A 25,054-nucleotide genomic window follows, 5' to 3' on the forward strand; every position below is an offset into this window, starting at 1 on the left:
GCGTTGCGCTGGGGGAACGATGAATCACCCGGCGCCGCAAGGGCCTCGACGGCCCCCATTGGTTCACAAATCCCTGAACTGATTATTTGCCCACAGCGATTTGACGCCCTGCCTGCCGCCAGCAGAATCGCTTCGCCATAATCAAAATAATCGCGCCGGTACACACCATGACCCCTTCTCACTACATCGACGGCCACTGGGTCGAAGGCCAGGGCAGCGACTGCATCGTTGTCCATGACCCATCCGATGCCCAGCCGTTCGCCGAACTGCTGGCCGCCAGCAGCGCACAGGTCGACCAGGCCGTGGCTGGCGCACGTCGCGCCCTGGCATCCTGGAAAACCGTCAGCGCCGCCGAGCGCGCCGCCTACCTGCGCGGTTTCGCCGAGCAACTGGGCCTGCGCCGCGACGCGCTGATCGCCCTGCAGATGCGCAACAACGGCAAACCGCGCCACGAAGCACAGATCGACCTGGACGATGCCATCGCCACCTTCGCCTACTACGCCGACCTTGCCGAACAGCTGCCGGCGAAGAACCGCGACGTACCCCTGGCCGCCCCAGGCTTCAGCGCCCGCACCCGCCTGGAGCCAGTGGGGGTGGTCGGCCTGATCGTGCCCTGGAACTTCCCGCTGGTGACCAGCGCCTGGAAGCTCGCCCCGGCCCTGGCCGCCGGTTGCACCGTGGTGCTCAAGCCCTCGGAAGTCACCCCGCTGGTCGAACTCGCCTACGGTCAGATCGCCGAGACGCTAGGCCTGCCGGCCGGCGTGCTGAACATCATCAATGGCAAGGCCGAGACCGGCGCTGCGCTGAGCGGCCACAACGGCCTGGACAAGCTGTCGTTCACCGGCAGCAATGGCGTCGGCAGCCAGGTGATGCGCGCCGCCGCCGCGCAATGCCGGCCCGTCACGCTGGAGCTGGGCGGCAAGTCGGCGATCGTGGTGTTCGATGATTGCCAGGTCGACCAGGCGCTGGACTGGATTATCGCCGGCATTACCTGGAACGCCGGGCAGATGTGCTCGGCCACCTCGCGCCTGCTGGTGCAGGACGGCATCGCCGAGGCCTTGCTGCCGCGCCTTCGCCAGGCACTGGCGGCGTTGCGGGTGGGCAACCCGCTGGAGCAGGAAGTCGACATGGGCCCGCTGACCAGCCAGGGGCAATGGCTGAAGGTGGCTGGCTACTTCGCCACGGCCCGGGAAGAGGGCCTTGAGTGCCTGACCGGCGGCACGGCGCTGGATCGCGAGGGCTGGTTCGTCAGCCCGACCTTATATGTGGATGTTCCTGAAGACAGCCGCCTGTGGCGGGAGGAGATCTTCGGGCCGGTGCTGTGCGCGCGGCGCTTCGCCAGCGAAGCCGAGGCCATCGCCCAGGCCAACGACAGCCGCTTCGGGCTGGTGGCCACCGTCTGCAGCGCCGACCTGGACCGCGCCGAGCGCGTGGCCGACGCGCTGGAGGTGGGCCATGTGTGGATCAACTCGGTGCAGGCGGTGTTCGTCGAAACGTCGTGGGGCGGGACCAAGGCCAGCGGCATCGGCCGCGAGCTTGGGCCCTGGGGGTTGGCGGGGTATCAGTCGGTGAAGCATGTGACGCGGTGCCTGGGGTAGACCGCTCGCGATGCACGTGGGCGCTGCCCCACAGCGACTTGCTTGCACGATCCCTGTAGGCGCGGCCTTGTGTCGCGCCTACAGGGGCGCGGGAGCGCGCCGATGCGACCGGCCGCGCGAGGGCATCAAGCGGGCTCGTCGGCCGGTCGCCCATTCTCCTGCACCAGCACCATGCTCTGCGGCGACGACAAGGCGATGCCTGCCTCGCGCAGGCGCGCAAGAATGGTGAACAACAGGTCGCTGCGCGTGCTCGACACCTGGCGCGGCGAGCCCACGTAGCCGCTGACCGCGATCACCATGCCACTGCTGGTCAGGTCCTTGAACGTCACCGAAGTCGCCGGTGCGTCGAGGATCGCGTCATGCTCCTTGTACGCCGCCAGCAGCAACTCGCGCACCTGGCTGGCGTCGGTCTCCAGCGGCAAGGTCAGGGTCACGCCGACCACGCCCAGGGCATTGGCCATGGTCACGTTGCGCACGTTCTGCGAAATGAACTGCGAGTTGGGCACGATCACCGTCGAGCGGTCGGACATCTGGATCTCGGTGGCGCGCACGTTGATCCGCCGAATATCCCCCTCCACGCCCGCCAGGCTCACCCAGTCGCCCACCTTCACCGGGCGCTCGGTGAGCAGGATCAGGCCGGAAATGAAGTTCTGCACGATTTGCTGCAAGCCGAAACCGATACCCACCGACAAGGCACTGACCACCCAGGTCAGGCTGGTCAGGTTGATGTGCAGGGTGGACATCACCAGCATCGCCAGGAACAGGAAGCCCAGGTAGCCGACCAGGGTCACCAGCGAGGCGCGCATGCCGGCATCCATGTCGGTTTCCGGCAGCAGGCGCTCGCTCAGCCAGCGCTTGACCACGCGGATGGCGAACCAGCCGCCGAGGAAGATCGCCACGGCCAGGAGGATGTCCTGGGGCACGATCTTCAGGTTGCCGAGCACCTTGCCGCCGCTGCCGTCCCAGTCGGCCAGGCTCAGCAGCAACTCGCCCGGGCTGGTGCCCGAGGGCATGAACACCAGCAGTGCCGCGGCGAACAGCAACAGGGTGCGGCCGATACCGGCGAGAATGGTGCTGGCCTGGGCCTGGTGGCGCTGTTGCAAGCCCAGCGCCGAGGCCAGGGCCAGGCCCCCGGGCTGGCGCGGCGACAGCAGGGTTTCGCACAGGTCGCCGAACACCGTGACCAACAGGTAGGCACAGGTGGTGACCACGCTGACCCACAGCAACTTGCCAGTCAGGTAGAACGCCAAGGTGAGGTAGCCGGCGAGCAGGGTCAGCAGGATCAAGCCCACCCACACCACGATCACCGCCGGAATCAGCCCGGCCAGGCCGGTCGGACGCGGCAGCTCATGCTTGCGCAAGGTCCGCCGGTAGCGCACCAGGGCGAAGACGAACAACAGCGACACCACCAGCGCGGTCAGGCCGTTGGTGGCCAGGGTCAGCGCCAGGCTGGTGCCGATCACGCTGTTGATGCGCTCCTGGGTCAGCATCACCATCAGCACCAGGGCCAAGACCTTGGGGAACCAGCCCAGGGCACTGGCGACCTCGTCGGGGATCGGCGGCAGGCGCCAGGAAGGCCGCTGCAGCATCAGCATGGCGCGGCCCAGGCCGGAAATGAACGCGCTGAACACCACCAGGGTGAGCACATGGTTGGTCAGGCTGGCGATATCGGTGCCCAGCTCGGCACTGCTTTCCAGGCCCCAGCGCAGCAGCGATACCGAGCCGGCGATGGTGCCCAGGGTCGCCAGGCTCACGCTCAGGGCCAAGGCGCTGCGGCGCAGCCGGCCTTCGGGCAACCAGCGCACCATGGCGTCGGCCAGCAGGCGCTCGAGCATCCGCCGCACCCAGGTCCAGACCAGCACGGCGGCAATCAGGGTGCTGAAAAAGAACCAGCGGTGCTCGGCGCTGGTGGCGCTGGCCAGGGCATCGGCCGCTTCGCCGCGCAAGTCGCGCAGGCGCGCCAGGTCTTCGTCGGTGGGGCGGATCAGGCTCGACCAGAACGCCGGGCTCAAGGGGCTGGCTGCGCGGCTGGTGACCTGCGAGTTGAACAGGCTGCGGCGCAGGTTGACGATCTGCGTGGAGAGGTCGCGGGCCGACTGGGTCAGCTGCGTCGCTTCCTTCTGCTCGGCCTGTACCGCGTTCTTCTCCGCGGCCAGTTGCTGGCGCTGGCGGGTCAGGCTCTCGGCCTCGTCTGGCTGTGGCGGGCCGAACACATTGAGCTGGTCGTCGAGGCGTTCGACGTCGGCGGTGCGCTGGGTCGCCAGCACATCGGCCTGGCGCTGCACCTGCAGGGCCTGCTGGCGCAACTGCGACAGCAGGTCGTCGTTGGCATTGGCACTGACGCCCTGGCGGATCTGGTCGAGGTGCTCGCTCAGTTGCTCCAGGCTTGCGTCTTCGTCCAGCACCTGCTGCTCGGCCACGGCCAGGCGCGACACCGGCGTGGCCGGGGCGGCCCAGGCGGGGAGCGCCAGCCACAACAGCAGGGCTAGAACGCATGGGTAAAATCGGTCAAGGCTGACACGCCTCATCGAATGTTCCTCTATACAACTCGACAGGGCGCAAATTCTACGCGTTCCGCAGGCTCAGGAGTGTGCCGTTTCTCGGGCCAGCAACTGGCGTTTGCGCTCCACGCCCCAGCGGTAGCCGCTGAGGTCGCCGTCGCGGCGCACCACCCGGTGACAGGGGATGGCCACGGCGATGGTATTGGCCGCGCAGGCCTGGGCCACCGCCCGCACGGCCTTGGGCGCGCCGATGCGCGCGGCGATCTCGGTATAGCTGACCTGGGTACCCGCCGGCACTTCGCGCAGCGCCTGCCAGACCCGCTCCTGGAACGCCGTGCCCTGCACATCCAGTGGCAACGCCAGGCCCAGCGCCGGCGCCTCGACAAAGCCGATCACCTCGGCGACCAGGCGCTCGAAGGCCTGGTCGCCGCCGATCAGGGTGGCCTTGGGGAATTTGTCCTGCAGATCCTGCAACAAGGGCTCTGGCTCGTCACCCAGCAGGATCGCGCAGATCCCCCGCTCGCTCTGCGCCACCAGGATCGCCCCCAGCGAGCACTGGGCCAGGGCGAAACGGATGGTGGCGCCCTGGCCGCCGGCGCGGTACTGCCGTGGGCGCATACCCAGGCGCGCGTCGGCGCTTTCGTAGAAGCGGCTATTGGAGTTGTAGCCCGCCTCGTAGATCGCCTCGGTGACGCTGGTCCCGGTATCCAGCTGCTCGCGCAGGCGCCGGGCGCGAAAGGCCGAGGCATAGGCCTTGGGCGTGAGCCCGGTTTCGGCCTTGAACAGGCGGTGCAGGTGGAACGGGCTGACATTCAGTTCGGCGCCGAGCTGATCGAGGTTCGGCGCCGTGTCGCTGGCCTCGATCAGCCGGCAGGCGCGGGCCACCCGTTCGCTGCGGCGGCTGCCAAGGCCGGCCTTGCAGCGCTTGCAGGCACGGTAGCCGGCGGCCTCGGCCTGGTCGGCGTCGGCAAAGAACTCGACGTTCTCGCGCTTGGCCAGGCGCGAGGTGCAGGCCGGTTGGCAGTAGATTCCAGTGGTGCGCACGGCGTAGACGAAGTGGCCCGTGGCGCCGCTGTCGCGGGCCTGCACGGCGTGCCAGCGCTCGGCGTCGGTGGTGTAGGTCGCGGTGGGTTTCATGGGCCTCTCCTGGAGTTCGATGCCGTCAGCCTGGCAGGGCCGGCGCTGCGCGTAACTCCGAATCTTGCGTTGTTTTCAGCGGTCTGATTGCCCGCGAACACCGGCATGGCCGGTGCATCGCCTGGTTCGCCAGCAAGGCTGGCTCCTACAGGTATTGCAGGCCGTAACCGTTGTAGGAGCCGGCCTTGCCGGCGAACACCGGCACAGCCGGTGCCATCCTCCGCGTCGCCTGGTTCGCCAGCAAGGCTGGCTCCTACAGGTATTGCAGGCCGTAACCGTTGCAGGAGCCGGCTTGCCGGCGAACACCGGCGCAGCCGGTGCCATCCTCCGCGGCGCCTGGTTCGCCAGCAAGCTGGCTCCTACAGGTATTGCAGGCCGTAAGCGTTGTAGGAGCCGGCCTGTAGTGGTCCAGTTTTTTTGGACCACGACGTAGGAGCTTTTAGGCCGCCAGCTCCTCAAAAGTAGCTGGTGGCAGATCGTTCGAAGCGTAGTGACAGCGGTGATGGTTGTAGTGAGCAATAAACTCCATCACATCTTTCTCCGCCTCTCTGTGATTTGTATAACCATCCTCCGGTACCCAGTCCTGCTTCAACGTCCTGAAGTAGCGTTCTACAACGGCGTTATCCCAGCAATTGGCTCGTCGGCTCATGCTCTGCACGATACTCTTTTCAGCCAAATACCCTACAAAACGATCAGAGGTGTACTGACACCCCTGGTCAGAATGAAACATCAATCCAGAACCCGGTTTGCGCAGGGCAACAGCTAACCGCAAGGCCCGGAGCGAGAGATCGGTATCAGCTGTTTTCGAACAGGCCCAACCCACGATCCGGCGGGAAAACAGGTCCATCACCACTGCCATGTACAGCCAGCGTCCACCTGCCCGTATGTAGGTGATATCTCCCGCCCACCGCACGTTGGGATGCACGGGGTTGAAGCGGCGATCCAGGAGATTGGCAGCTGTAGGGGCTGGTTTCGTGGCTCGCCGATAATGCGCGTAGCGCGGGCGTTTCCAGTGCAGATCCAGCCTCTTCATCAAGCTACGCATGCGATAGCGCCCGACCGCGAACCCTTTTTTTCGCAGTTCCTTGGAAAAACCTCGACTACCCAAAGCACCGCGAAATGTCCTGTGCAATTGGCGTATTTCCTTTTCCAAGCGTCGCTCAATGGGCTTGATCAGCCGAGGCTTACGGCTCGCGTAGTGACTGCTACGTGGCACGCTCAGAAGTCGACACAAATGACGCGTGGACAGTCGACCCTTGAGCCGTGCGATCACTTTCTTCGGCAGAACAGTGCCCTCAGATGAGAGGGCAACTGCTTTTTTAGAACGTCGTTCTCGGCCTCCAGCAGCTCTAGTCTGGCCTTCAGTGAATCAATGAGTTCCTGGTCTTGAGGCCGAGTCGTTTGCGTGGCTCCTTCATGCTCCTTGCGCCATGCTCGAACCCAGCGTCGCAGGGCTGTGGGCCCCACTCCCATCTGCTCACATGCCTTGGGCACGGAGTAGTTCATTTCCACGACCAAGCGAACAGCTTCGGCCTTTTCTTCAGCAGGAACGTTACGAAAACCCATGATGCGTCCTTAGGTTGATGCTCCTACATCATGGTCCAAAAACATTGAGCCACAACAGCCTTGCCGGCGAACACCGGCGTTGCCGGTGCCATCCTCCGCGGCGCCTGGTTCGCCAGCAAGGCTGGCTCCTACGGGCATTGCAGGCCGTAACCGTTGTAGGAGCCGGCTTGCCGGCGAACACCGGCGTGGCCGGTGCCATCCTCCGCGTTGCCTGGTTCGCCAGCAAGCTGGCTCCTACAGGTATTGCAGGCCGTAACCGTTGTAGGAGCCGGCCTTGCCGGCGAACACCGGCATGGCCGGTGCCATCCTCCGCGGCGCCTGGCTCGCCAGCAAGCTGGCTACAGGAGGAGCGTCTGCGCCACGACTGGGCCTTCACGCTCGCCACAGATACCACGCCGCCACCGTGCGATACGGGCGCCAGGCCATTCCCAGCCCGCGCATCTGCGCGGGTGTCGGGGCCTTCTCCAGCCCTTTGAGGCGCCGATAGCCTTCGCGCACGCCAAAATCATCCACTGGCAGGATATCCGAACGCTCAAGGCTGTAGATCAACAGCATCTCCACCGTCCAGCGTCCCACCCCGCGCAGGGCCACCAGCCGTTCGATCAAGGCTTCGTCTTCCAGCACCAGGGCCTGCGCCCGACTCGGCACTGTCCCGTCCAGGCTGGCCTGGGCGATGCCGTGCAAGGTTGCCGTCTTGCTCGCGGAAAATCCGCAGGCGCGCATGGTCTCAGGCGTCACTGCCAGCAATTGCGCAGGCGTGGGGAATGCCGCTTCAGCAAACAGCGCCAGCAACCGCCCGAGAATCGCCTGCGCCGCCCGCGCATGCAACTGCTGGTAGGCAATTGCCCGGACCAACGCCTCGTAGGGCTCGCGCCCAGGCGTGGCGCGGTGCAAGCAGGGCCCGACGGTAGCGATATGCCGCGCCCAGTCTGCATCCAGCCCAGCGAGGGACTGCGTGGCCTGCATGACAGCGTGTGGCGAAAGGTCTGCAAGAATCATCGATGGCATCCGGCCCGGAACAAACCTGCAGCCTAGCCCAGCCGTCCAGTACTGAAACGCCGGATCTTGCGCAGTGACTCGCGGCTCAATCCACCGCCGCCTGCAGCTTGCCAGCCCGCCGATAGGCCTGGCGGGCAAAGCACACGAACAACCCGGCCATCAGCGCCAGGGCCATCGGCAAGCCATGGGGCGCGACGTCCATCGCCGCGCCGCTGACCAGCGGCCCGACCAGGCTGCCCACGCCCCACAGCAAGCCGACGCTGGCGTTGGCGGTCACCAGGTCCTGCCCCTTGAAGCGCTGGCCGATCAGCACCAGCGCCAAGGTGTAGATCCCCCCGGCCACCGCCCCCAAAACCACCAGCAATGGCCACAGCAGCCAGGTCAGTTGCAGCAGCCAAGGCAAGGCGATGCCGATCGCCATCGCCGCCAGCCCGCACACCAGGTGCAGGCCGGTGCGTTCGACCCGGTCGGCGAGCCAGCCCAGCGGCAGCTGGAAGATCATGTCGCCGGCAAACACCACGGTCACCATCAGCGCCGCCACGCCTACGGCAAAACCGTGGCTGGTGGCATACACCGGCAACAGCGACAGCACCACCGCGTCGAAGAACGAGAAGAACAGCACCGCCACGCACAACGCCGGGGCCACGCGGAAGAAGCCGGCCAGGCCGAAACTCTTGGCGTCCTCGGCATGCTCGACGTGGTCGTTGGGCACGGTGAACAGGATGCACAGCAGGGCCAGGCCGTAGCACAGGGTGACCACCCCGGTCAGCCACGGGCTGTCGGCGCCGAGCAGCGCCAGCAGCGCCGGGCCGAGCACCTGGAAGCCGGTGAAACTGGTGGCGTACAAGGCCATGATCTTGCCGCGGTTGTGCTCCGGGCACAGCTCGTTGACCCACGACTCGCCGAGGATGATCGCGATGCCCATGCCAAGGCCCAGCCCCAGGCGCAGCAGCGCCAGCCACAGCATCGAGTCGAATGCCCACTCCAGCAAGGCGATGCTCAGGGTGCACAGGCTGAAGCTGAGCAGGTAGATGACCCGCCGGGTCAGGTGCTTGCAGCAGGCATCGACCATGAAGGCCGAGAGCATCATGCCCGCCGCCGGGATCGCCGAGATGACACCGATCTCCAGCGTCCCCGCCCCCGCTTGGTGCAAACGCAACGACACCAGCGGCAGGCTCGCCCCGAGGCTGAAACCGACCACCGACACGGCGAACAACAGGCCCGCCAGCAAACGCATGTTCATGTACCACTCCTTGCAAGCCGGCGCGCAGGGGCTGTGGCCCTGGCCGACTGGAAACTCCGCTGAAAGATGTTCGAACGCAGGCGCCCGCGGTTACGCCGGGATGGCGCAGGACACAGGGGCGCGGATCAGTTCAGGGCAAGGTGTGGCGAGAAGGTGAAGGCGAACAACACGCTGCGCCGGCGCTTGAGCACCGTGTCGCTCGGCCACGCACGGCGCGCTGTCGGGGCGACAGACGGGCGGGGCGAACAGAAGACATCGGTACGGCGCATCGCTTGAACTACGCAGGTCAAAGAATGGAGGCGGCACTCTAGGCCAGGGGGGGCGTTACGTCAATCGCAGGGCAAGCCCGCTCCCACGCAGGGTTGTGGGAGCGGGATTGCCCTGCGAGTCCTTCAACGTTTACCGGTGGACGGCAAGAACACCGCCAGCAAGCCGAACAGCGGCAGGAACGAGCACAGCCCATACACGTACTCGATACCCCGCAGGTCGGCCACATACCCCAGCAACGCCGCGCCGATGCCGCCGAAGCCGAACATCAGGCCGAAGAAGATCCCGGCAATCATCCCCACGTTGCCCGGCACCAGCTCCTGGGCATACACCACGATGGCCGAGAAGGCCGAAGCCAGGATGAAGCCGATCACCACGCTGAGCACGGTGGTCCAGAACAGGTCGGCATACGGCAGCGCCAGGGTGAACGGCGCCACGCCCAGGATCGAGAACCAGATTACCGCCTTGCGCCCGATACGATCGCCAATCGGCCCGCCGAAGAAGGTCCCGGCCGCCACGGCGCCAAGGAACAGGAACAGGTGCAACTGCGAACTGGCCACCGACAGCTGGAACTTCTCGATCAGGTAGAAGGTGAAGTAGCTGGTGAAGCTGGCCATGTAGAAGTACTTGGAGAACACCAGCAAGCCCAGCACCAGCAATGCCAGCATCACCCGCTTGCGCGAGATGCCATGGTTGGCTTGCAGCGCCTTGCGTGCCTTGGCCTGGTTGAGGTGCTCCTTGTACCAGCGGCGCAGCATCAGGGTCACGGCCAGGAAGAACAGCCCGGCCACGCCGAACCAGGCCACATGGCCCTGGCCAAACGGAATGACGATCGCCGCCGCGAGCAAGGGGCCGAGGGCGGAACCGGCGTTGCCACCGACCTGGAAGGTCGACTGGGCCAGGCCAAAGCGCCCGCCCGAGGCCAGCCGGGCGATACGCGAGGTTTCCGGGTGGAAGGTCGAGGAGCCGATCCCCACCAGCGCCGAGGCCAGCAGGATCATCGGGAAGCTGCCGACGAAGGCCAGCATCACGATCCCCACCAGGGTGCACAGGGTGCCCATGGGCAACAGGTTGGGGGTCGGGTGCTTGTCGGTGAAGAAGCCAACCCATGGCTGCAGCAGCGAGGCGGTGATCTGGAAGGTCAGGGTGATCAGGCCGATCTGGGCGAAGCTGAGGTCATAGTTGGCCTTGAGCATCGGGTAGATCGCCGGCAGCACCGACTGGATCAGGTCGTTGATCAGGTGGGCCAGGGCACAGAAGCCGATGATGCGCATCACCAGCGGGTTGGCTGGGTTGCTCACGGGAGGGGGCTGGGTACTGCTGGTGGCCATGGGCTGATATCCGAGCACAGGGTGGGATCCGATTATCGTGAAACAAATAGATACGAAGCTAGCTTTTTATTCGCTCGCCGGGTGCCCAACCGCGGCGCAGGTTTCACCAGCAAGGCGGGGGCCTACGCAATCGTTCTCCCCATCTCACGCACTTGCAAATAATTCTCAATATAATTAGCATCCTTGGCATCATTATCCCCCCGTAAACACTGGGCCAACCCGCCCTCCCCCGCGAGCAGACCGATCCCATGAGCCCGATGCCCGCCCTGCAGCCGCCTGTCGATCCTGAACACGAAGCCCTGGAGTGGTTCACCCGCCTGCGCCAGCCCGGCTGTGACGAACGCTTGCGCCAGGCCTTCGCGGCGTGGTGCCAGGAGCCACTCAACGCCCATGCCTACGCAGCGCTGGAAACCTACTGGCAACAGTTGCAGGTACCCGCGGCGCGGCCACGGCCGCGCATCGTCAAGCTGCGTCAAAGCCGCATGGGCCTGCTGCTGGGGCTGTTGTTCCTGATGCTGCTGGCACTGCTGGCCTGGCTCTATTGGCCCATGCTGCAACGCCTGGGCAGCGAACTGCACACCGACGTCGGCGAGCGGCGCAGCGTGCGCCTGGCCGACGGCTCGACCCTGCACCTGGACAGCGCCAGCGCGATGAACGTCGACCTGCGCGGCCGCACCCGCCAGTTGCAGCTGGTTCAGGGCCAGGTGTACCTGGAAGTGATGCTCGATGGCCGGGCCCTGGAGGTGCAGGTCGACGACACCCGCATCCAGGTGTTCGGCAGCCGTCTGCAGATCGCCCGCCACGGCGATCATGACGAGCTGGTGGTGATCAAGGGCAAGGCTGCGCTAAGCCAGGGCGGTGACCTGCGCATGATCAACGCGGGCGAGCGCGTGACCTTCAACGCCGCGCATATCGAACCGGTGGCCAAGGTCGACACGCAAGCGGTCGATGCCTGGCGCAACGGCCAATTGAAAGCCAGGGACTTGCCGTTGGCGCAAGTGCTGGAACGTCTGGCCGGGTATCAAGGCCAGCGCCTGTGGTTACTGGACGAGCAGGCCGGGTATCGCCGCGTCAGTGCCGATTTCGACCTGGATCACCCGGCCCAGAGCCTTGCCAGGCTGGCCGACCAACAGCAGCTGCGCCTGCACAGCGTACTCGGCCACTGGCTGATCGCGCGCTGAGCCGGGTATTCCCGCTAAGTTTTTGAAAGGTTGGGAAAATTTTTTTGAAAACGTTGTTGACAGGATGGCGATTCACGCTAATAATGCGCGCCAAGTTGGCTACATAGCTCAGTTGGTTAGAGCATAGCATTCATAATGCTGGGGTCCGGGGTTCAAGTCCCTGTGTAGCCACCACCTTTTAAAAGGGCTTATCGAAAGATAAGCCCTTTTTCTTTGCCTGCGAAAAAGCTACTTCACGCCTGCCACCACCACGGCCAGCCCCAGGCCGATCAACGCCACGCCGATGACCCGGTCGACCACCTCCTGGCGCTCGATCATCGCCCGACGCAGCAAGTGGTTGGAAAAAAACACCGCCACCAGGCTGAACCACACCCAATGGGCGAACGACATGAACGCGCCATAGGCGAAGTCCAGCGCCAGCGGGCTGCCGGGCTGCACCACTTGGGTGTAGGCACTGACCACGAAGAGCATGGTCTTGGGGTTCAGCGCGTTGGTCAGAAAGCCCGTGCGCAAGGCGCTCGCCACATTTGTCTCGCTGTGCGCCAAGCCGTCGAGGCTTATACGCGTGGTATTGGTCAGCGACTTGTAGCCGAGGTAGATCAGGTACCCGGCGCCAAGCACTTTCATGGCCAGGAACAACACCGGGCTCTGGCTGATGATCACGGCGATCCCGAGCACGGTATACAGCACATGCACCTGCACCCCCAGGGCAATCCCCACCGCTGCGGCCAGGCCGGCCGTGCGGCCCTGTGCATAACTGCTGCGGGTGACCATGGCAAAGTCGGCGCCAGGGCTGATAACGGCCAGAAGGGTGAACAGGGCGACGGCGATGAGTTCGTTCACAAACAGGTATCCTCGATGAAAATTCACTGAAAGTGGGATTATCCCGATGCCTGGAACGAGTAAAAATCGATTTATAGTGAAGCTAATCTGCTAGTTTTCCTGACACAACCACGAGAGCGCCGGAACAGCCCAGCACATGAAACTGCCGCCCCTCAACGCCTTCCACTACTTCGACATTGCCGCCCGCGGCGAGAGCTTCGTGCGCGCCGCCGAACAGCTGCACGTGACCCACGGCGCCGTCAGCCGCCAAGTGCGCCTGCTCGAGGAAAGCCTCGGGGTGGCGCTGTTCGAGCGGCGCAACCGGGCCGTGTTCCTCACCGCCGCTGGCCGCGAACTGCACGACACCACCCAGGCGCTCTTCGGCCAACTCGAAGCCACCGTGCAACGCCTGCAACAACAGCCGGCGGACACCGTGCTGGTGGTGTCCTGCGAACCGACCATCGCCATGCGCTGGCTGATCCCGCGCCTGCCGCGCTTGCAGGCCGCCCACCCCGACCTGCAACTGCACCTGGTGGCCGCCGGCGGCCCGGTGGACTTCGCCCGCGGCGGCATCGACCTGGCCCTGCGCCGCGACGATTTCCACTGGGATCGCCAACTGCACAGCCTGAAGATCTGCGACGAATGGATCGGCCCGGTCTGCGCCCCCGGCCATCCAGTCCGGCGCCTGCTGCACAGCGCGACCCGCCCCGACGCCTGGGCCACCTGGCAACGCCTGAGCGGCCAGGCCATCGGCCAGGGCGAGCGCAGCGACTTCGAGCACTTCTACCTGTCGATCCAGGCCGCCAGCGCCGGCCTGGGCCTGGCCATGGCCTCGGCGCTGATGGTCCACGACGAACTGCACAGCGGCCAGCTACAGGCGCCGTTCGGCTTCCTCAAGGAAGGCTCTGGCTATCACCTGCTCAGCCCGCAAGCGCTGGACGATGGCAGCAAGCGCCAACGTTTCGCCGACTGGGTCCGCAGCGAATGCCAGGCGTGCCTGGCTCAGTTGGGCTTGCTGCAGAACGACGAGCTGGCGCTGCCATCGCCGCCCCAGGTGCGATAGCCCGCCGTGTCGAGGTGGATGCGCCCCGACGGATAGCGCCCCAGCCCCATGTTCCAGGCCTGGCCATGCTGCTGCCAGAAGCGGCACAGCGGGTTGGGGTCGGCCCAGGCCGGCAACAACAGGTCGACGGCGAAGGCGCGCATGTGTGCGCTGCTTGGCGCGCCACCGGCACAGGCGTTCAAGCGCGGATCGCGGTATGCCGACACCACTTCGAACTGGCGCAGGGCACCCTGCTCACCCAGCAGCTTGATCAGCGCCAGGGTCGAGCGCACCGCCGGCCAATGGCTGGCCGGTGGTACCGCGAACGGCGCAGCCCTGCACAACCGCCAATCCGAGGCCGAGCGCAGCAACTGGTGGATCGGCACCACCCCATACAGCCGTGCGTCCACCAGCATTTCACGAAAGCGGCGGTTTTCATGATCCCCCGCCCACTGGGCGAACATCCACAGGTCGCGCTCGTCAGCCTGGGCCATGCCCGGGCCGGACAGCGCGATAGCCAGTAGCCAGCACTTGGCGCTTTTCATGCCCCACCTCTTCATCCACCATGTGTCGCGCCCGCCGTCCTGGCGGCCACTGACAAGGAGTTAAGCATGCACAAGATGGCTGTATCGGGCCTGGCCGCCCTCACCTTCAGCGGCCTGGCCATGGCCGACGCGCAGATCGACCTGGGCGACGCCCAGCGCGTGACCCGGCTGTTCGCCTACCCCAACAACTGCAACGTCATCTGCTACCGCGACTGGACCCTGGAACAGACCGTCGAGCACTACCTGAGCCAAAGCGTGCAGCGCGACGGCTACGCCAACGCCAAGGTCAAGGTGAGCCGCGAGCATGACCAGCTGCACGCCAGCATCAGCGGCGTCCCGGCCAGCTACACCGAACCCCTGCGCAAGCTGCTCGACAGCGGCGAGCTGGCCTACCAGGGCGCGACCCAGCTCAACCAGAAAGGCGGCTGGGACTATAGCTGGTACCTGTTCCTGCCCCTGGGCATGGCCCTGGAGAACCGCCGCAGCATCGAGCTGCTGCACTTCCCGCCGGATTATTCGCTGACCCGCTACCAGGACTACCTGAAGTCCAACACCACCGACCGCTGGGCCCAGCTGCTGACCTTCAACGGCGTCGAGGCCACCCAGACCCCGGCCTACCAGACCATCGTCGACATCGCGCCGATCGCCGCCCCGGCCAGCGCCGGCAAGGACCTGGAAGGGGTCTACAGCTACTTCAACGAGTATCAGGTGCGCATGGTCAAGGAGGTCGCCCTGACCCACAACGGCAAGGCGGCCCTGCCGATGGTCGCCTTCGGCGCGCCGGTGCGTGCCTGGATCGAGCAGCAGTATGGGCCGAAGGTCAACGTGCTGGGGCTGGTGAGCATCAGCCCCGAGACCGCCAGTGCCAAGGTGCCGGTGCTCGGCGCCAACCACCCCAGCGCGATCTGGTACGCCGCCGACCCGAAAAGCTACGACGGCGACCAGGACAAGGCCGACGCGGCGGGCTTGAAGATGATGGGCCAGGACCTCTCCGCCGCCTGCTGGCAGGCCGGCATGGGGCGCAACCCACAGGCCGACGCCAAGCTCACCCTGGATGCCTGCACCAGCAAGTGGCAGGTAACTCAGAAGAAGCAGACCTGCGAGTTGTTCTACCGCACCATCCGCGAGATGACGCCAGAGCAGGCCGCAGCCAAGTGCAATAGCGGGCCGGTGACGCGCAGCCTGCGGGATTTGCGCAAGCCGATCGAAGTGGAACACCCGCAGATCTGAGCCGGTGCGCGAGGGGCCACCAATCTCAAACCTGGCGCGCCCCTTGTGGGAGCGGCCTTGTGTCGCGAAAGGGCCGCAAAGCGGCCCCGGCGATCTTTATGCGAACACTGAAATCCTGGGGCCGCTACGCAGCCCTTTCGCGACACAAGGCCGCTCCCACCGTGGCACGGTGATGCCACGGCGGGAAAGAGCCCTTCAAATACAGAGAACGCTGCTCAGTCTTCGAGCAACGTGCAGGCCATCACCAGCGCATCCTCGCGCCCACCCGCCAGCGGGTAGTAGTCGCGGCGCCGACCGATCTCGTTGAAGCCATAGCGCTCGTACAGGCGATAAGCCGACTGGTTGCTGGCCCGCACTTCGAGAAAGCACTCCCGGCCATTGAGCTGGTAGGCCCGCGCCATCAGGTGCTCGAGCAGCCGCAAGCCCAGCCCGCGCCCCTGGTTCTCAGGCTTGACGGTGATATTGAGCAGGTGCGCCTCGTCGATGATCACGTTGATCACGCCATGGCCAACCTGCTGCTGGCCGTCGAACATCAACCACACTTCGTAGGACTTCAAGGCGTCCTGGAAGATACCGCGGGTCCAGGGATGACTGAACGCGGCGTATTCGATCTTAAGCAGGGCATCCAGATCCGCCTCGGCGGCCGGGCGGAAACTGATCGAGTCACTCATTCAACGCTCTTCCAGCGCGCCATCAGCTGGCGCATGGCTTTCCAGACGTCCGCCTTGCGCTGCGGCTCGTCCATCAACAGTTCAAGGCCGGGCAAGGCCCAGGCATCGCCGAGCAGCTCGACCTTGAGTTCTTGGTAATAGGCCTCGGCCTCGGCCTGGCCGGCGTAACGCATGGCCGGCAGGCCGATCAGCCACAGGCAGGTGCAGGGGGCTTCCTCCAGGCGCGCTGCAATAAAGCCCTGGACGAAATCGCGCGCGGCCTCGGGCCCCTGGTCCATGTTGCCGCGCACCAGCAGTGGCCAGCGCACCGGCTCGCCGATGATCTGCGGCGCGTCCGGCAAGCCGGCGGCGCGCAGCATGTCCTTGAGCAGCAGGTAGGACGGGTCGCGGCTCTGAAACGGCTGGCCGGTGGCCAGCTCGACCAGCAGCAGGCAGCTGCCGGCACGCAGCAACTGCAGGGCGAAGCGTGGTGGCGGTACCGGCGCCGGGCGTGGCGCGGGGGCCTCCTGCTCGGCCTCGACCGGCTTGGCGGCCGGTTTCGGTGCGCTGCCCGGGCGCGGGATCTCGATCTTCGGCCGCTCGGCACGCGCCGGAGGGGCCGCCGGGGTGGCGCTCGACGCAAGCGCGGGAGCGGCCGGGCGCACCTCGAAGTCGACGTCCTCGACCGGCGCCACCGGCAACAGCAGCTCCGGCCGCGACGGGGCGGCGAACGGCAGTTCGGCGCGCGGCAGCCAGTGCACCACTTGCATGGCGGACAGGTAGGCGCGGCGGCGGGACTCGATCAGCAAGGCGCGGGTATCCGGTGGACGAAATCAGGCGGGCATTCTAACGCCGTTGCCCAGGATGCGCCGCAACAGATTGTCAGCCATCGCGGGGCAAGCCCGCTCCCACGGTGCCTGGTGGGCCAGTGAATCCCCCTTTGCGCCTCAGGGTTATCCCCATAACAGACCAAGGGGTGAAATCCTCCCCCCTGGATGCAGTACAATCGCCCCTTTTATTTGGCAACGAGTCGACCCGCCAATGATCGAACCCAAGCGCGTCCTGCGCGCCCTAGCCGAACACTGGGCCTTGATCGAGCCGCTGTGCGAGCGCTTCGACCAGGGCACCCTGAGCCTGGTCGAGCTGCGCCAGCAGCTGGCCCGCCAGCAGGTGGAAAGCACCCCGCAGGACATCACCCAGCTGCTCGACGTATGGATCCGCCTGGACATTCTGGTCCCGGTGGCCAAGAGCCCGAACCGCTTCGAGCTCAACGCGCAGATCCACGACTTCCTCGCCTACCTGCGCCGTGAGCACCGCCTGGGCCTGTGCCTGGAGATCGAGGCCTACCTGCGCCACCTGGAACGCCTGGCCGGGCATATCCAGGATGCCTTCGACAACCGCGACAGCGACGACCTGGCGCGCCAGTTGCGCCTGCTCGACATGCGCGTGCGCGACGTGCTGAAAAAACTCGACAACGACGAGCAGGCCCTGCAGGCCGTGGCCGAGCGGGCCAAGACCAGCAACCGGCAGATCCCCCTGCGCCAGCGCTACGCCGAAGTCCTGGCGACCTGGGACGAATACGTCGAACCGATGATCCAGCTGGTCAACGCCGACGGCGCCTTCGAACAGGGCGTGCGCAAGGTCGAGACCGTGCTGCTGCGCCTGCTGGGCGAGCAGGCGCGCCTGGGCCACCTGGTCGACGACGACATGCTGCTGCGCACCCACGCGCGCATCCTCGAAATGCAGACCAGCGCCCAGCTGACCCTGCGCCATGCCCGCGAGCTGCTGCTGCCGCTGCGCGAGGAAGCCCGCCGGCACAACGCGGTGACCCGCGGTGCCGCGCTGGCCCTGTCGGTGATTCGCAAGAAAGGCATCGACGCCGTGCCGCAAGCGGCCATGCCGATGTTCACCCGCCCGCAGAGCACCTTCCTCGGCAGCGCCAGCCAGGTCGAGGCCTACGTCTACGCCCTGGCCCGCTTCGAGCCCAAGCCGGCGCGCTTCCCCAAGGCGCACAAGACCCACAAGGGCCCGATCCCGCGCGCGCCGCGCACGGTCAAGGAAATGCTCGAGCGCTGCGAAGACGCCCTGCCGCTGCCGGACCTGATGGTCTGGCTGCTGGAGCAGGAGCCCGAGGGCGCCACCGACGAGCTGCTGTACTGGTTCTCGCGCCTGTCGCGAGAAAAGCGCTTCAGCCGCCAGCGCCTCGACCGCCAGCAATACACCACCCGCGAACACCTGGTCAGCCTGCGCTCCTTCGCCCTGACGTCCAGCCGCGCAAACCCGCCGGCCACCACGACCGAATCCACCGCGAGCCCCACCCATGCATCTTGATCTTTCCGAACTGTCCCAGCTCGCGCCGATCTTCCGCGAGCTGTTCAAGGGCTTCCACGTCAGCCGCCGCGACCCGGAGCTGTACGCCCAGCTGTCGAACTTCCAGGACCAGTACCGCACCCTGTTCAAGGCCCTGGGCTTCGAGCTGGTGTGCGACACCCGCGGCTTCTACTACTTCGTCCCCGAGCAGGCCGCCGCGCAGGTGAACAAGACCGCCCAGCGCCTGTCGCTGTTCACCTTCATCCTGGTCGAGCACCTCGCCGACCAGGGCCGCGACCCGATGGTGGTGCTCGACGGCGGCAGCATCGGCCGCGACGAGCTGCCTTCGCTGCTGGACAAGTACCGCGACCTGTTCCTGCAGGCCGAGGTGCAGACCGTCGAGGAGCTGGAAGAAAAGATCCTGCGACGCATGACCCAGCTCGGCTTCGCCCACGAGGAAGGCGGCATCTACCGCTTCCTGCCACCGATGCACCGTTTCCTCGACGTGTGCCTGTCGGTGCAGCAGGACCGCGACCTGGCCGCCACCCTGCACAGCGACCTGCCGCTGCCGGTGCCCGTGCTGGTGGTGGAAGAGACGCCCGAAGAACTCAACCGCACCGACGACCCGCTCGACCTCACGCCGTTTGCTGGTGAGGAAAGCGAAGAGGATGCCCTGGCCCGGGCGATCCGCGAAGAGCAACAGGAGATTGACGCATGAGCCAGGAACGCTACGGCATCCGCCGCTTCGCACTGCTCAACACCGCCGGCTACAGCCTCGGCCTGTTCCCCCTGGAACACCCGCTGTCGGTCTATGGCGCCAACAACCTGGGTAAATCGGCGTCGATCAACGCCCTGCAGTTCCCGATCCTGGCGCGCATGTCCGACATGAGCTTCGGCAAGTACAGCCTGGAGCAGTCGCGGCGCTTCTACTTCGCCAGCGACACCAGCTACATCCTCACCGAACTGAACCTGCCCCACGGCCCGCACGTGATCGGCGTGGTCGGCCGCGGGCCGGGCGGCGGCTTCGGCCACCAGTTCTTCGCCTACCAGGGCGAGCTGGACCTGGCCCACTACCAGAAAGATGACACCTGCCTGCGCCAGAAGGAGCTGTTCACCAACCTCGAGCGTCATGGCCTTAAAGCCTACGAGCTCAAGCCGGACGAACTGCGCCGGCTGCTGGTCGGCGGCCACACCTCGGTGCCGCTGGACCTGACCCTGATCCCACTGCGTTCGACCAGCGAACAGAGCCTGAAGACCTTCCGCGCCCTGTTCATCAACCTGCTGCACATGCGCGAGATCACCGCCGCCAAGCTCAAGCAGCTGTTCCTCGACGCCTTCGAGCACAGCCTGCGCTCGGGCAGCGTCGACTACATCGCCGCCTGTGAAGAAGCCTTCCGCGACGTGCGCCGCATGGAGGGCGACTACAACGCCCTGGTGGCTGCAGGCCCGCTGGTCGAGGCCCTGGCCGGCGGCGTGGCCCAGCGCGACATCCTGCGCGGCAAGCTGCACCGCATCTCGCCATTGCTCGACAACCTGCTGGGCACCTGGCAGGAATACGCCATGGCGCGCAAGGAAGAGCTGGTGATCCAGTCCGAGCACTACCGTGGCGAGCAGGACCGCCTGCAGAACGACCAGCGCGGCGGCACCCAGGAGCTGATGCGCCTGGAGCGTGAAATCACCGGCATCCAGCGCTGGCTGGGCGAGCTGTCGGTGCTCAAGCACCGCTTCGCCCTGGTCGACGACGTCAAGGTCCTGGAGCAGCAGTTGCTGGCGGCCAAGGACGCCCACGACGAACTGGCCGGCGCCCTGGCCCAGTCACGGCAGTTCTCGGCAGAAGACCTCGACGAGCGCGTGCGCGACCTCGAGAAACGCGTCAAGGCGGTCAAGCAGCAGCTCGACCACGCCGACAACAACAGCTATGCGCGCCTGCGCGAAGAGTTCTCGCAGCAGGACGTCGACCGCCTGATGCGCCTGTTCAACGGCGCGCTGTTCAGCCTGCCGCTGGGTGAGCGCGGCATCGAGCTGGACGAAAGCGATGTCTGGGTGAAAACCCTCGAAGGCGTGCTCGATCGCTTCAAGGGCGAACGCTTCGAAGTACCGGGCCTGTCCATCGACATCTCGCACATCGACCCGCCCGCACTGCAGGCGCTGGCTGACCGCGCCGCCCTGCGCGACCAGAAAGAGCGCCTGGAAAAGGAGCTCAAGCAGCTCAAGACCCAGCAGGCCGTGGCCCTCGACCGCGCCGCCAGCAAGGCCCAGACCGAAGCCCTGTACCAGCAGGTGCTGGATGCGCAGAAGGCCCTGGAAGACTACCGTCGCACCGAGACCCTCAGCGCCGAAGAGCCGGAGAAGCTGGAGCAACTGGGCCAGCTGGAAGCCGCCCAGGACGAGCTCAAGCGCTCCAGCGACGCCTTCACCGAGCGCGTCCAGCAGCTGTCGGCCAAGCTGCAACTGGTGGGCCGGCAGATCGCCGACCTGGAAGCCAAGCAGCGTACCCTGGAAGACGCCCTGCGTCGTCGCCAGCTGCTGCCGGCCGACCTGCCGTTCGGCACGCCGTTCATGGAAGCCATCGACGACTCCATGGACAACCTGCTGCCCCTGCTCAACGACTACCAGGACAGCTGGCAGGCCTTGCAGCGCGTGGACAACCAGATCGAGGCGCTGTACGCCCAGGTGCGCCTGAAAGGCGTGGCCAAGTTCGACAGCGAAGACGATATGGAGCGCCGCCTGCAACTGCTGATCAACGCCTACTCGCACCGCACCGAGGAAGCGCTGACCCTGGCCAAGGCCCGCCGCGCGGCGGTCACCGACATCGCCCGGACCCTGCGCAACATCCGCAGCGACTACGACAGCCTCGAGCACCAGTTGGCCCTGTTCAACCGCGAGATCAACAAGCGCCAGGTGTCCAACCTGGAGAGCTTCCGCGTGGTGCTGGCGCCGAACAAGGAAGCGCTCAAGCACATCGACCAGATCATCCACAGCGCCGGCCAGTACGAGGAAGGCGAAACGCTGTCGGTGTTCGACCTCACGCAAAGCGCCGAGCAGGATCACAAGAACGAAGAGGCCAAGGAGTACCTGGCGCGGCTGGTGGCGGCCAACCACAACCAGCTGGGCCTGAAGGACCTGTTCGAACTGGCCTTCGAGATCACCAAGATCAACGGCCAGCCGGTGATCCATGCCGACATCGACGGCGCGGCGTCCAACGGCACCACCATGACCATCAAGGCGCTGACCAACATGTACCTGTTGCTGCACCTGATGGACCGCGACCTGGCCGGGCGCATTCGCCTGCCGTACTACCTCGACGAGGCCGCGGACATCGACGAACGCAACCAGGCCGCGTTGCTGGAGACCAGCCAGCAGCTGGGCTTCGTGCCGATTCTGGCGAGCGTGAAGCCGCAGGTGTCGGCACGGGTGGCGATTGACCTGGAAGGCGGTAGCGGGCCGAACGGCATCTACATCGACGAGGCGGACTGGAAGTACATCAGCCGGCTGGACGAAGTGAAGGCCATCGTGCGCGAGGATGAGGCCGAGGAACTGGCCTGACATCTGTGTACTGGGGCCGCGTTGCGGCCCTATCGCGACACAAGGCCGCTCCTACAGGGATATGCGTTCCCCTGTAGGAGCGGCCTTGTGTCGCGATAGGAGGCCAAAGGCCTCCCGGCGATCTACCAGGCTATCAGTGAGCCCAAGGCAGGATCGGGATCGCAGTCACCGCATTCTGCGGGCTGCCTTCGATCATGCGGTCGCTATACACCAGGTACACCAGGGTATTGCGCTTCTTGTCGAGAAAACGCACCACCTGCATGGTCTTGAACACCAGCGAGGTGCGCTCCTTGAACACCTCCTCGCCATCCTTGAGCTCACCCTTGAAGTGGATCGGCCCAACTTGACGGCAGGCGATCGACGCCTCGGCACGGTCCTCGGCCAAGCCCAAGCCCCCTTTCAAGCCACCGGTCTTGGCCCGCGACAGGTAGCAGGTCACGCCGTCGACCTTGGGGTCGTCGAACGCCTCGACCACGATACGGTCATTCGGCCCGACGAACTTGAACACGGTGGACACCTGGCCGACTTCCTCGGCCCCGGCCAGCATTGGCAGCGCCAGCGCCGCCATGGCGATGATCCTTTTCAGCACGCTAATCTCCTTCAGACCAGAACCAGGTTGTCGCGGTGCACCAGCTCAGGCTCGGCGCTGTAGCCGAGCAGGCCCTCGATGGCGTCGGACGGCTGGCCGATGATCTTCTGCGCCTCCAGGGCGCTGTAGTTGGCCAGGCCGCGGGCCACTTCCAGGCCGTCGGGGCCGACGCAGACCACCATCTCGCCACGGCGGAAGCTGCCCTGTACGGTCTTCACCCCCACCGGCAACAGGCTCTTGTTCGATTCGCGCAACGCCTTCACGGCCCCGTCGTCGAGCACCAGGGTGCCGCGGGTTTGCAGGTGGCCGGCCAGCCACTGCTTGCGCGCGGCGAGCATGCCACGCTCGGGCGACAGCAGGGTGCCCAGGCGCTCGCCGGCCTTCAGGCGATCCAGCACGCGCTCGATACGGCCACCGATGATGATGGTGTGGGCACCGGAACGGGCGGCCAGGCGCGCGGCGCGCAGCTTGGTCTGCATGCCGCCACGCCCCAGGGCGCCACCGGTACCGCCAGCCACCGCGTCCAGCGCCGGGTCGTCGGCACGGGCTTCATAGATGAGCTGGGCTTCGGGGTTGTTGCGCGGGTCGGCGTCGAACATGCCGTCGCGGTCGGTGAGGATCACCAGCAGGTCGGCTTCCACCAGGTTGGCCACCAGGGCGGCCAGGGTGTCGTTGTCGCCGAAGCGGATCTCGTCGGTGACCACCGTGTCGTTCTCGTTGATCACCGGCACCACGCCCAGGTCGACCAGGGTGCGCAAGGTGCTGCGGGCATTGAGGTAACGCTTGCGGTCGGAGAGGTCGTCGTGGGTCAGGAGGATCTGCGCGGTGTGCTTGCCGTGCTCGCCGAAGCTCGACTCCCAGGCCTGCACCAGGCGCATCTGGCCGATGGAAGCCGCGGCCTGCAGCTCGTTCATCGCACTCGGTCGCGAGGTCCAGCCCAGCTGGCTCATGCCCGCCGCGACGGCCCCGGAGGAGACCAGCACCAGTTCCACGCCCGCTTCACGCAGGGCCACCATCTGCTCGACCCAGACCGCCATCGCGCCGCGGTCGAGGCCCTTGCCATCGGCGGTCAGCAACGCGCTGCCGATCTTCACGACCCAGCGCTTGGCGCCCGTCACCTTGCTTCGCATCTTCTCTTCCAACCTATGTCGAATCTGTAGATACCGTGGATACAAAAACGCCGCTCCAGAGAGCGGCGTTTAGTGTACTGCAACCGATCAGTCGCGCACGTAAATGATTTCCGGGCCGTCTTCGTCGTCCTCGAAATCATCCCAGTCGTCATCGTCGCCGATGTCGTGCACGCTCTTGACGCCGGTGCGGCGCAGGGTGCGGGCGTCGTCCAGGGCCTGCAGCTGGGCGCGGGCCTCGTCCTCGATGCGCTGGTCCAGCTCGGCCAACTCGGCGGCGTAGGCCGGGTCGTTGGCCAGGCGGTCGGCGCGGTCTTCGAGGTAACGCATCAGGTCGTGGCTGAGCTTCTCGGTGCCCTGCTTGGCGATGGCCGAGATCACGTACACCGGGCCGTCCCAGTTCAGGCGCTCGACCACTTCCTTGACGCGCGCGTCCTTCTCGTCGTCCATGATCATGTCGGCCTTGTTCAGCACCAGCCAGCGCTCACGATCGACCAGCGCCGGGCTGAACTGCGCCAGCTCGTTGATGATGATCTCGGCGGCATCGGCCGGGCTGCTGTCGTCCAGCGGCGCCAGGTCGACCAGGTGCAGCAGCACGCGGGTACGGGCCAGGTGCTTGAGGAAGCGGATACCCAGGCCGGCGCCTTCGGAAGCGCCTTCGATCAGGCCGGGAATGTCGGCGATGACGAAGCTCTTCCAGCGGTCGACGCTGACCACGCCCAGGTTCGGCACCAGGGTGGTGAACGGGTAGTCGGCGACTTTCGGCTTGGCGGCAGAAACCGAGCGAATGAAGGTGCTCTTGCCGGCGTTCGGCAGGCCCAGCAGGCCGACGTCGGCCAGGACCTTCATCTCCATCTTCAGGTCGCGCTGGTCACCCGGCTTGCCTGGGGTGGTCTGGCGCGGCGCACGGTTGGTGCTCGACTTGAAACGGGTGTTGCCCAGGCCGTGCCAGCCGCCCTGGGCGACCATCAGCTTCTGGCCAGGGGTGATCAGGTCACCGATGACTTCCTGGGTCGAGGCGTCGATCACGGTGGTGCCGACCGGCACGCGCAGGAACAGGTCCTCGCCCTTCTTGCCGGTGCAGTCGGTGCTGCCGCCGTTCTGGCCGCGCTGGGCTTCGTGGTGACGGGTGTAGCGATAGTCGACGAGGGTGTTGAGGTTCTCGTCGGCCACCATGTACACCGAGCCGCCATCGCCACCGTCGCCGCCGTTGGGGCCGCCGTTCTCGATGAATTTCTCGCGGCGGAAGCTCATGCAACCGTTGCCGCCATCACCGGCTTTTACCCGGATCGATACTTCGTCTACAAACTTCATTCAAAACCGCCTCTCGTCGGACGACGAGTCGAAAACCAGAAAAACCTGAGGCTCTT

Annotated in this window: 21 protein-coding genes and 1 tRNA gene; 8 read left to right on the forward strand and 14 right to left on the reverse strand. The window is 65.9% G+C overall.

Annotation, left to right across the window (positions count from 1 at the left end; all coding sequences use genetic code 11):
- Positions 1–167 precede the first annotated feature (167 nt).
- A complete protein-coding gene (locus KSS95_RS23880) occupies positions 168–1,598 on the forward strand; it encodes an aldehyde dehydrogenase family protein (RefSeq protein ID WP_217850275.1) in 1,431 nt (476 codons plus the stop codon).
- A gap of 125 nt (positions 1,599–1,723) precedes the next feature.
- Here the strand turns inward: KSS95_RS23880 and KSS95_RS23885 are convergent, their stop codons facing one another.
- The 7 genes from KSS95_RS23885 to KSS95_RS23915 all read right to left on the reverse strand — a co-directional run bounded on the left by KSS95_RS23885 (position 1,724) and on the right by KSS95_RS23915 (position 10,642).
- Positions 1,724–4,126, reverse strand: a complete 2,403-nt coding sequence (locus KSS95_RS23885; RefSeq protein ID WP_217850277.1) for a DUF3772 domain-containing protein — start codon at positions 4,124–4,126, stop codon at positions 1,724–1,726.
- Between the two features lie 54 nt (positions 4,127–4,180).
- On the reverse strand, positions 4,181–5,236 hold the full coding sequence (ada, locus tag KSS95_RS23890; protein ID WP_217850279.1) for a bifunctional DNA-binding transcriptional regulator/O6-methylguanine-DNA methyltransferase Ada: 1,056 nt from the start codon (positions 5,234–5,236) through the stop codon (positions 4,181–4,183).
- Between the two features lie 439 nt (positions 5,237–5,675).
- Positions 5,676–6,509: an IS3 family transposase gene (locus tag KSS95_RS23895; protein WP_217848111.1), complete on the reverse strand. Its 834-nt coding sequence runs from the start codon at positions 6,507–6,509 to the stop codon at positions 5,676–5,678.
- The gene (locus KSS95_RS23900) at positions 6,506–6,802 is read right to left on the reverse strand and encodes a transposase (RefSeq protein ID WP_217848088.1); all 297 of its coding nucleotides are present in this window, start codon (positions 6,800–6,802) and stop codon (positions 6,506–6,508) included. Before KSS95_RS23900 ends, KSS95_RS23895 begins: the two co-directional genes overlap by 4 nt.
- Before the next feature lie 372 nt (positions 6,803–7,174).
- The gene (locus tag KSS95_RS23905; protein ID WP_217850281.1) at positions 7,175–7,801 is read right to left on the reverse strand and encodes a DNA-3-methyladenine glycosylase family protein; all 627 of its coding nucleotides are present in this window, start codon (positions 7,799–7,801) and stop codon (positions 7,175–7,177) included.
- A gap of 85 nt (positions 7,802–7,886) precedes the next feature.
- A complete protein-coding gene (locus tag KSS95_RS23910) occupies positions 7,887–9,044 on the reverse strand; it encodes an MFS transporter (protein ID WP_217850282.1) in 1,158 nt (385 codons plus the stop codon).
- 392 nt (positions 9,045–9,436) lie between these two features.
- A complete protein-coding gene (locus tag KSS95_RS23915) occupies positions 9,437–10,642 on the reverse strand; it encodes an MFS transporter (RefSeq protein WP_217850284.1) in 1,206 nt (401 codons plus the stop codon).
- 248 nt (positions 10,643–10,890) lie between these two features.
- Here KSS95_RS23915 and KSS95_RS23920 point away from each other — a divergent pair, with 248 nt between their 5' ends.
- Both KSS95_RS23920 and KSS95_RS23925 read left to right on the forward strand, forming a co-directional pair.
- Positions 10,891–11,823, forward strand: coding sequence for a FecR family protein (locus KSS95_RS23920; RefSeq protein WP_217850286.1), 933 nt, complete (start codon positions 10,891–10,893; stop codon positions 11,821–11,823).
- Between the two features lie 97 nt (positions 11,824–11,920).
- Positions 11,921–11,997, forward strand: a tRNA-Met gene (locus tag KSS95_RS23925).
- 54 nt (positions 11,998–12,051) lie between these two features.
- On the opposite strand, the gene KSS95_RS23930 is transcribed toward KSS95_RS23925, so the two are convergent.
- Positions 12,052–12,666: a LysE family translocator gene (locus KSS95_RS23930; RefSeq protein ID WP_217850288.1), complete on the reverse strand. Its 615-nt coding sequence runs from the start codon at positions 12,664–12,666 to the stop codon at positions 12,052–12,054.
- A 136-nt stretch (positions 12,667–12,802) separates the two neighbouring features.
- On the opposite strand from KSS95_RS23930, the gene KSS95_RS23935 reads away from it, so the two are divergent.
- Positions 12,803–13,708 carry a LysR substrate-binding domain-containing protein gene (locus KSS95_RS23935; protein WP_217850289.1) on the forward strand — a complete coding sequence of 302 codons (906 nt, stop codon included), beginning with the start codon at positions 12,803–12,805 and terminating at the stop codon, positions 13,706–13,708.
- Here KSS95_RS23935 and KSS95_RS23940 read toward each other — a convergent pair.
- Positions 13,648–14,232: a D-Ala-D-Ala carboxypeptidase family metallohydrolase gene (locus tag KSS95_RS23940; RefSeq protein ID WP_217850291.1), complete on the reverse strand. Its 585-nt coding sequence runs from the start codon at positions 14,230–14,232 to the stop codon at positions 13,648–13,650. The genes KSS95_RS23935 and KSS95_RS23940 overlap by 61 nt on opposite strands.
- A 66-nt stretch (positions 14,233–14,298) precedes the next feature.
- Here KSS95_RS23940 and KSS95_RS23945 point away from each other — a divergent pair, with 66 nt between their 5' ends.
- Positions 14,299–15,462 carry a hypothetical protein gene (locus tag KSS95_RS23945; protein ID WP_217850292.1) on the forward strand — a complete coding sequence of 388 codons (1,164 nt, stop codon included), beginning with the start codon at positions 14,299–14,301 and terminating at the stop codon, positions 15,460–15,462.
- 215 nt (positions 15,463–15,677) lie between these two features.
- Here KSS95_RS23945 and rimI read toward each other — a convergent pair whose 3' ends face one another.
- A complete protein-coding gene (gene rimI / locus KSS95_RS23950; protein WP_217850294.1) occupies positions 15,678–16,133 on the reverse strand; it encodes a ribosomal protein S18-alanine N-acetyltransferase in 456 nt (151 codons plus the stop codon).
- Positions 16,130–16,921 carry an energy transducer TonB gene (locus tag KSS95_RS23955; RefSeq protein ID WP_217850296.1) on the reverse strand — a complete coding sequence of 264 codons (792 nt, stop codon included), beginning with the start codon at positions 16,919–16,921 and terminating at the stop codon, positions 16,130–16,132. The genes rimI and KSS95_RS23955 overlap by 4 nt, the downstream gene beginning before the upstream one ends.
- A gap of 232 nt (positions 16,922–17,153) precedes the next feature.
- Here KSS95_RS23955 and mksB point away from each other — a divergent pair, with 232 nt between their 5' ends.
- The 3 genes from mksB to mksF are packed head-to-tail and all read left to right on the forward strand — an operon-like array spanning position 17,154 to position 21,968.
- Complete coding sequence (gene mksB, locus KSS95_RS23960; protein WP_217850297.1) at positions 17,154–18,443, forward strand: Mks condensin complex protein MksB; 1,290 nt, start codon at positions 17,154–17,156, stop codon at positions 18,441–18,443.
- Entirely contained in the window at positions 18,433–19,140 is a 708-nt protein-coding gene (gene mksE, locus KSS95_RS23965; RefSeq protein WP_217850305.1) for an Mks condensin complex protein MksE, read from the forward strand. Before mksB ends, mksE begins: the two co-directional genes overlap by 11 nt.
- On the forward strand, positions 19,137–21,968 hold the full coding sequence (mksF, locus tag KSS95_RS23970; RefSeq protein WP_217850307.1) for an Mks condensin complex protein MksF: 2,832 nt from the start codon (positions 19,137–19,139) through the stop codon (positions 21,966–21,968). Before mksE ends, mksF begins: the two co-directional genes overlap by 4 nt.
- A 133-nt stretch (positions 21,969–22,101) precedes the next feature.
- Here mksF and KSS95_RS23975 read toward each other — a convergent pair whose 3' ends face one another.
- From KSS95_RS23975 to cgtA, 3 genes are all read right to left on the reverse strand, one after another.
- Entirely contained in the window at positions 22,102–22,536 is a 435-nt protein-coding gene (locus KSS95_RS23975) for a CreA family protein (protein ID WP_217854075.1), read from the reverse strand.
- Between the two features lie 32 nt (positions 22,537–22,568).
- Positions 22,569–23,687, reverse strand: coding sequence for a glutamate 5-kinase (proB, locus tag KSS95_RS23980; protein ID WP_217850309.1), 1,119 nt, complete (start codon positions 23,685–23,687; stop codon positions 22,569–22,571).
- Between the two features lie 87 nt (positions 23,688–23,774).
- On the reverse strand, positions 23,775–24,998 hold the full coding sequence (gene cgtA, locus KSS95_RS23985; protein ID WP_217850311.1) for an Obg family GTPase CgtA: 1,224 nt from the start codon (positions 24,996–24,998) through the stop codon (positions 23,775–23,777).
- Positions 24,999–25,054: the final 56 nt, after the last annotated feature.

It is taken from the genome of Pseudomonas muyukensis (assembly GCF_019139535.1).
In the GTDB taxonomy this organism is placed as follows: Bacteria; Pseudomonadota; Gammaproteobacteria; order Pseudomonadales; family Pseudomonadaceae; genus Aquipseudomonas; species Aquipseudomonas muyukensis.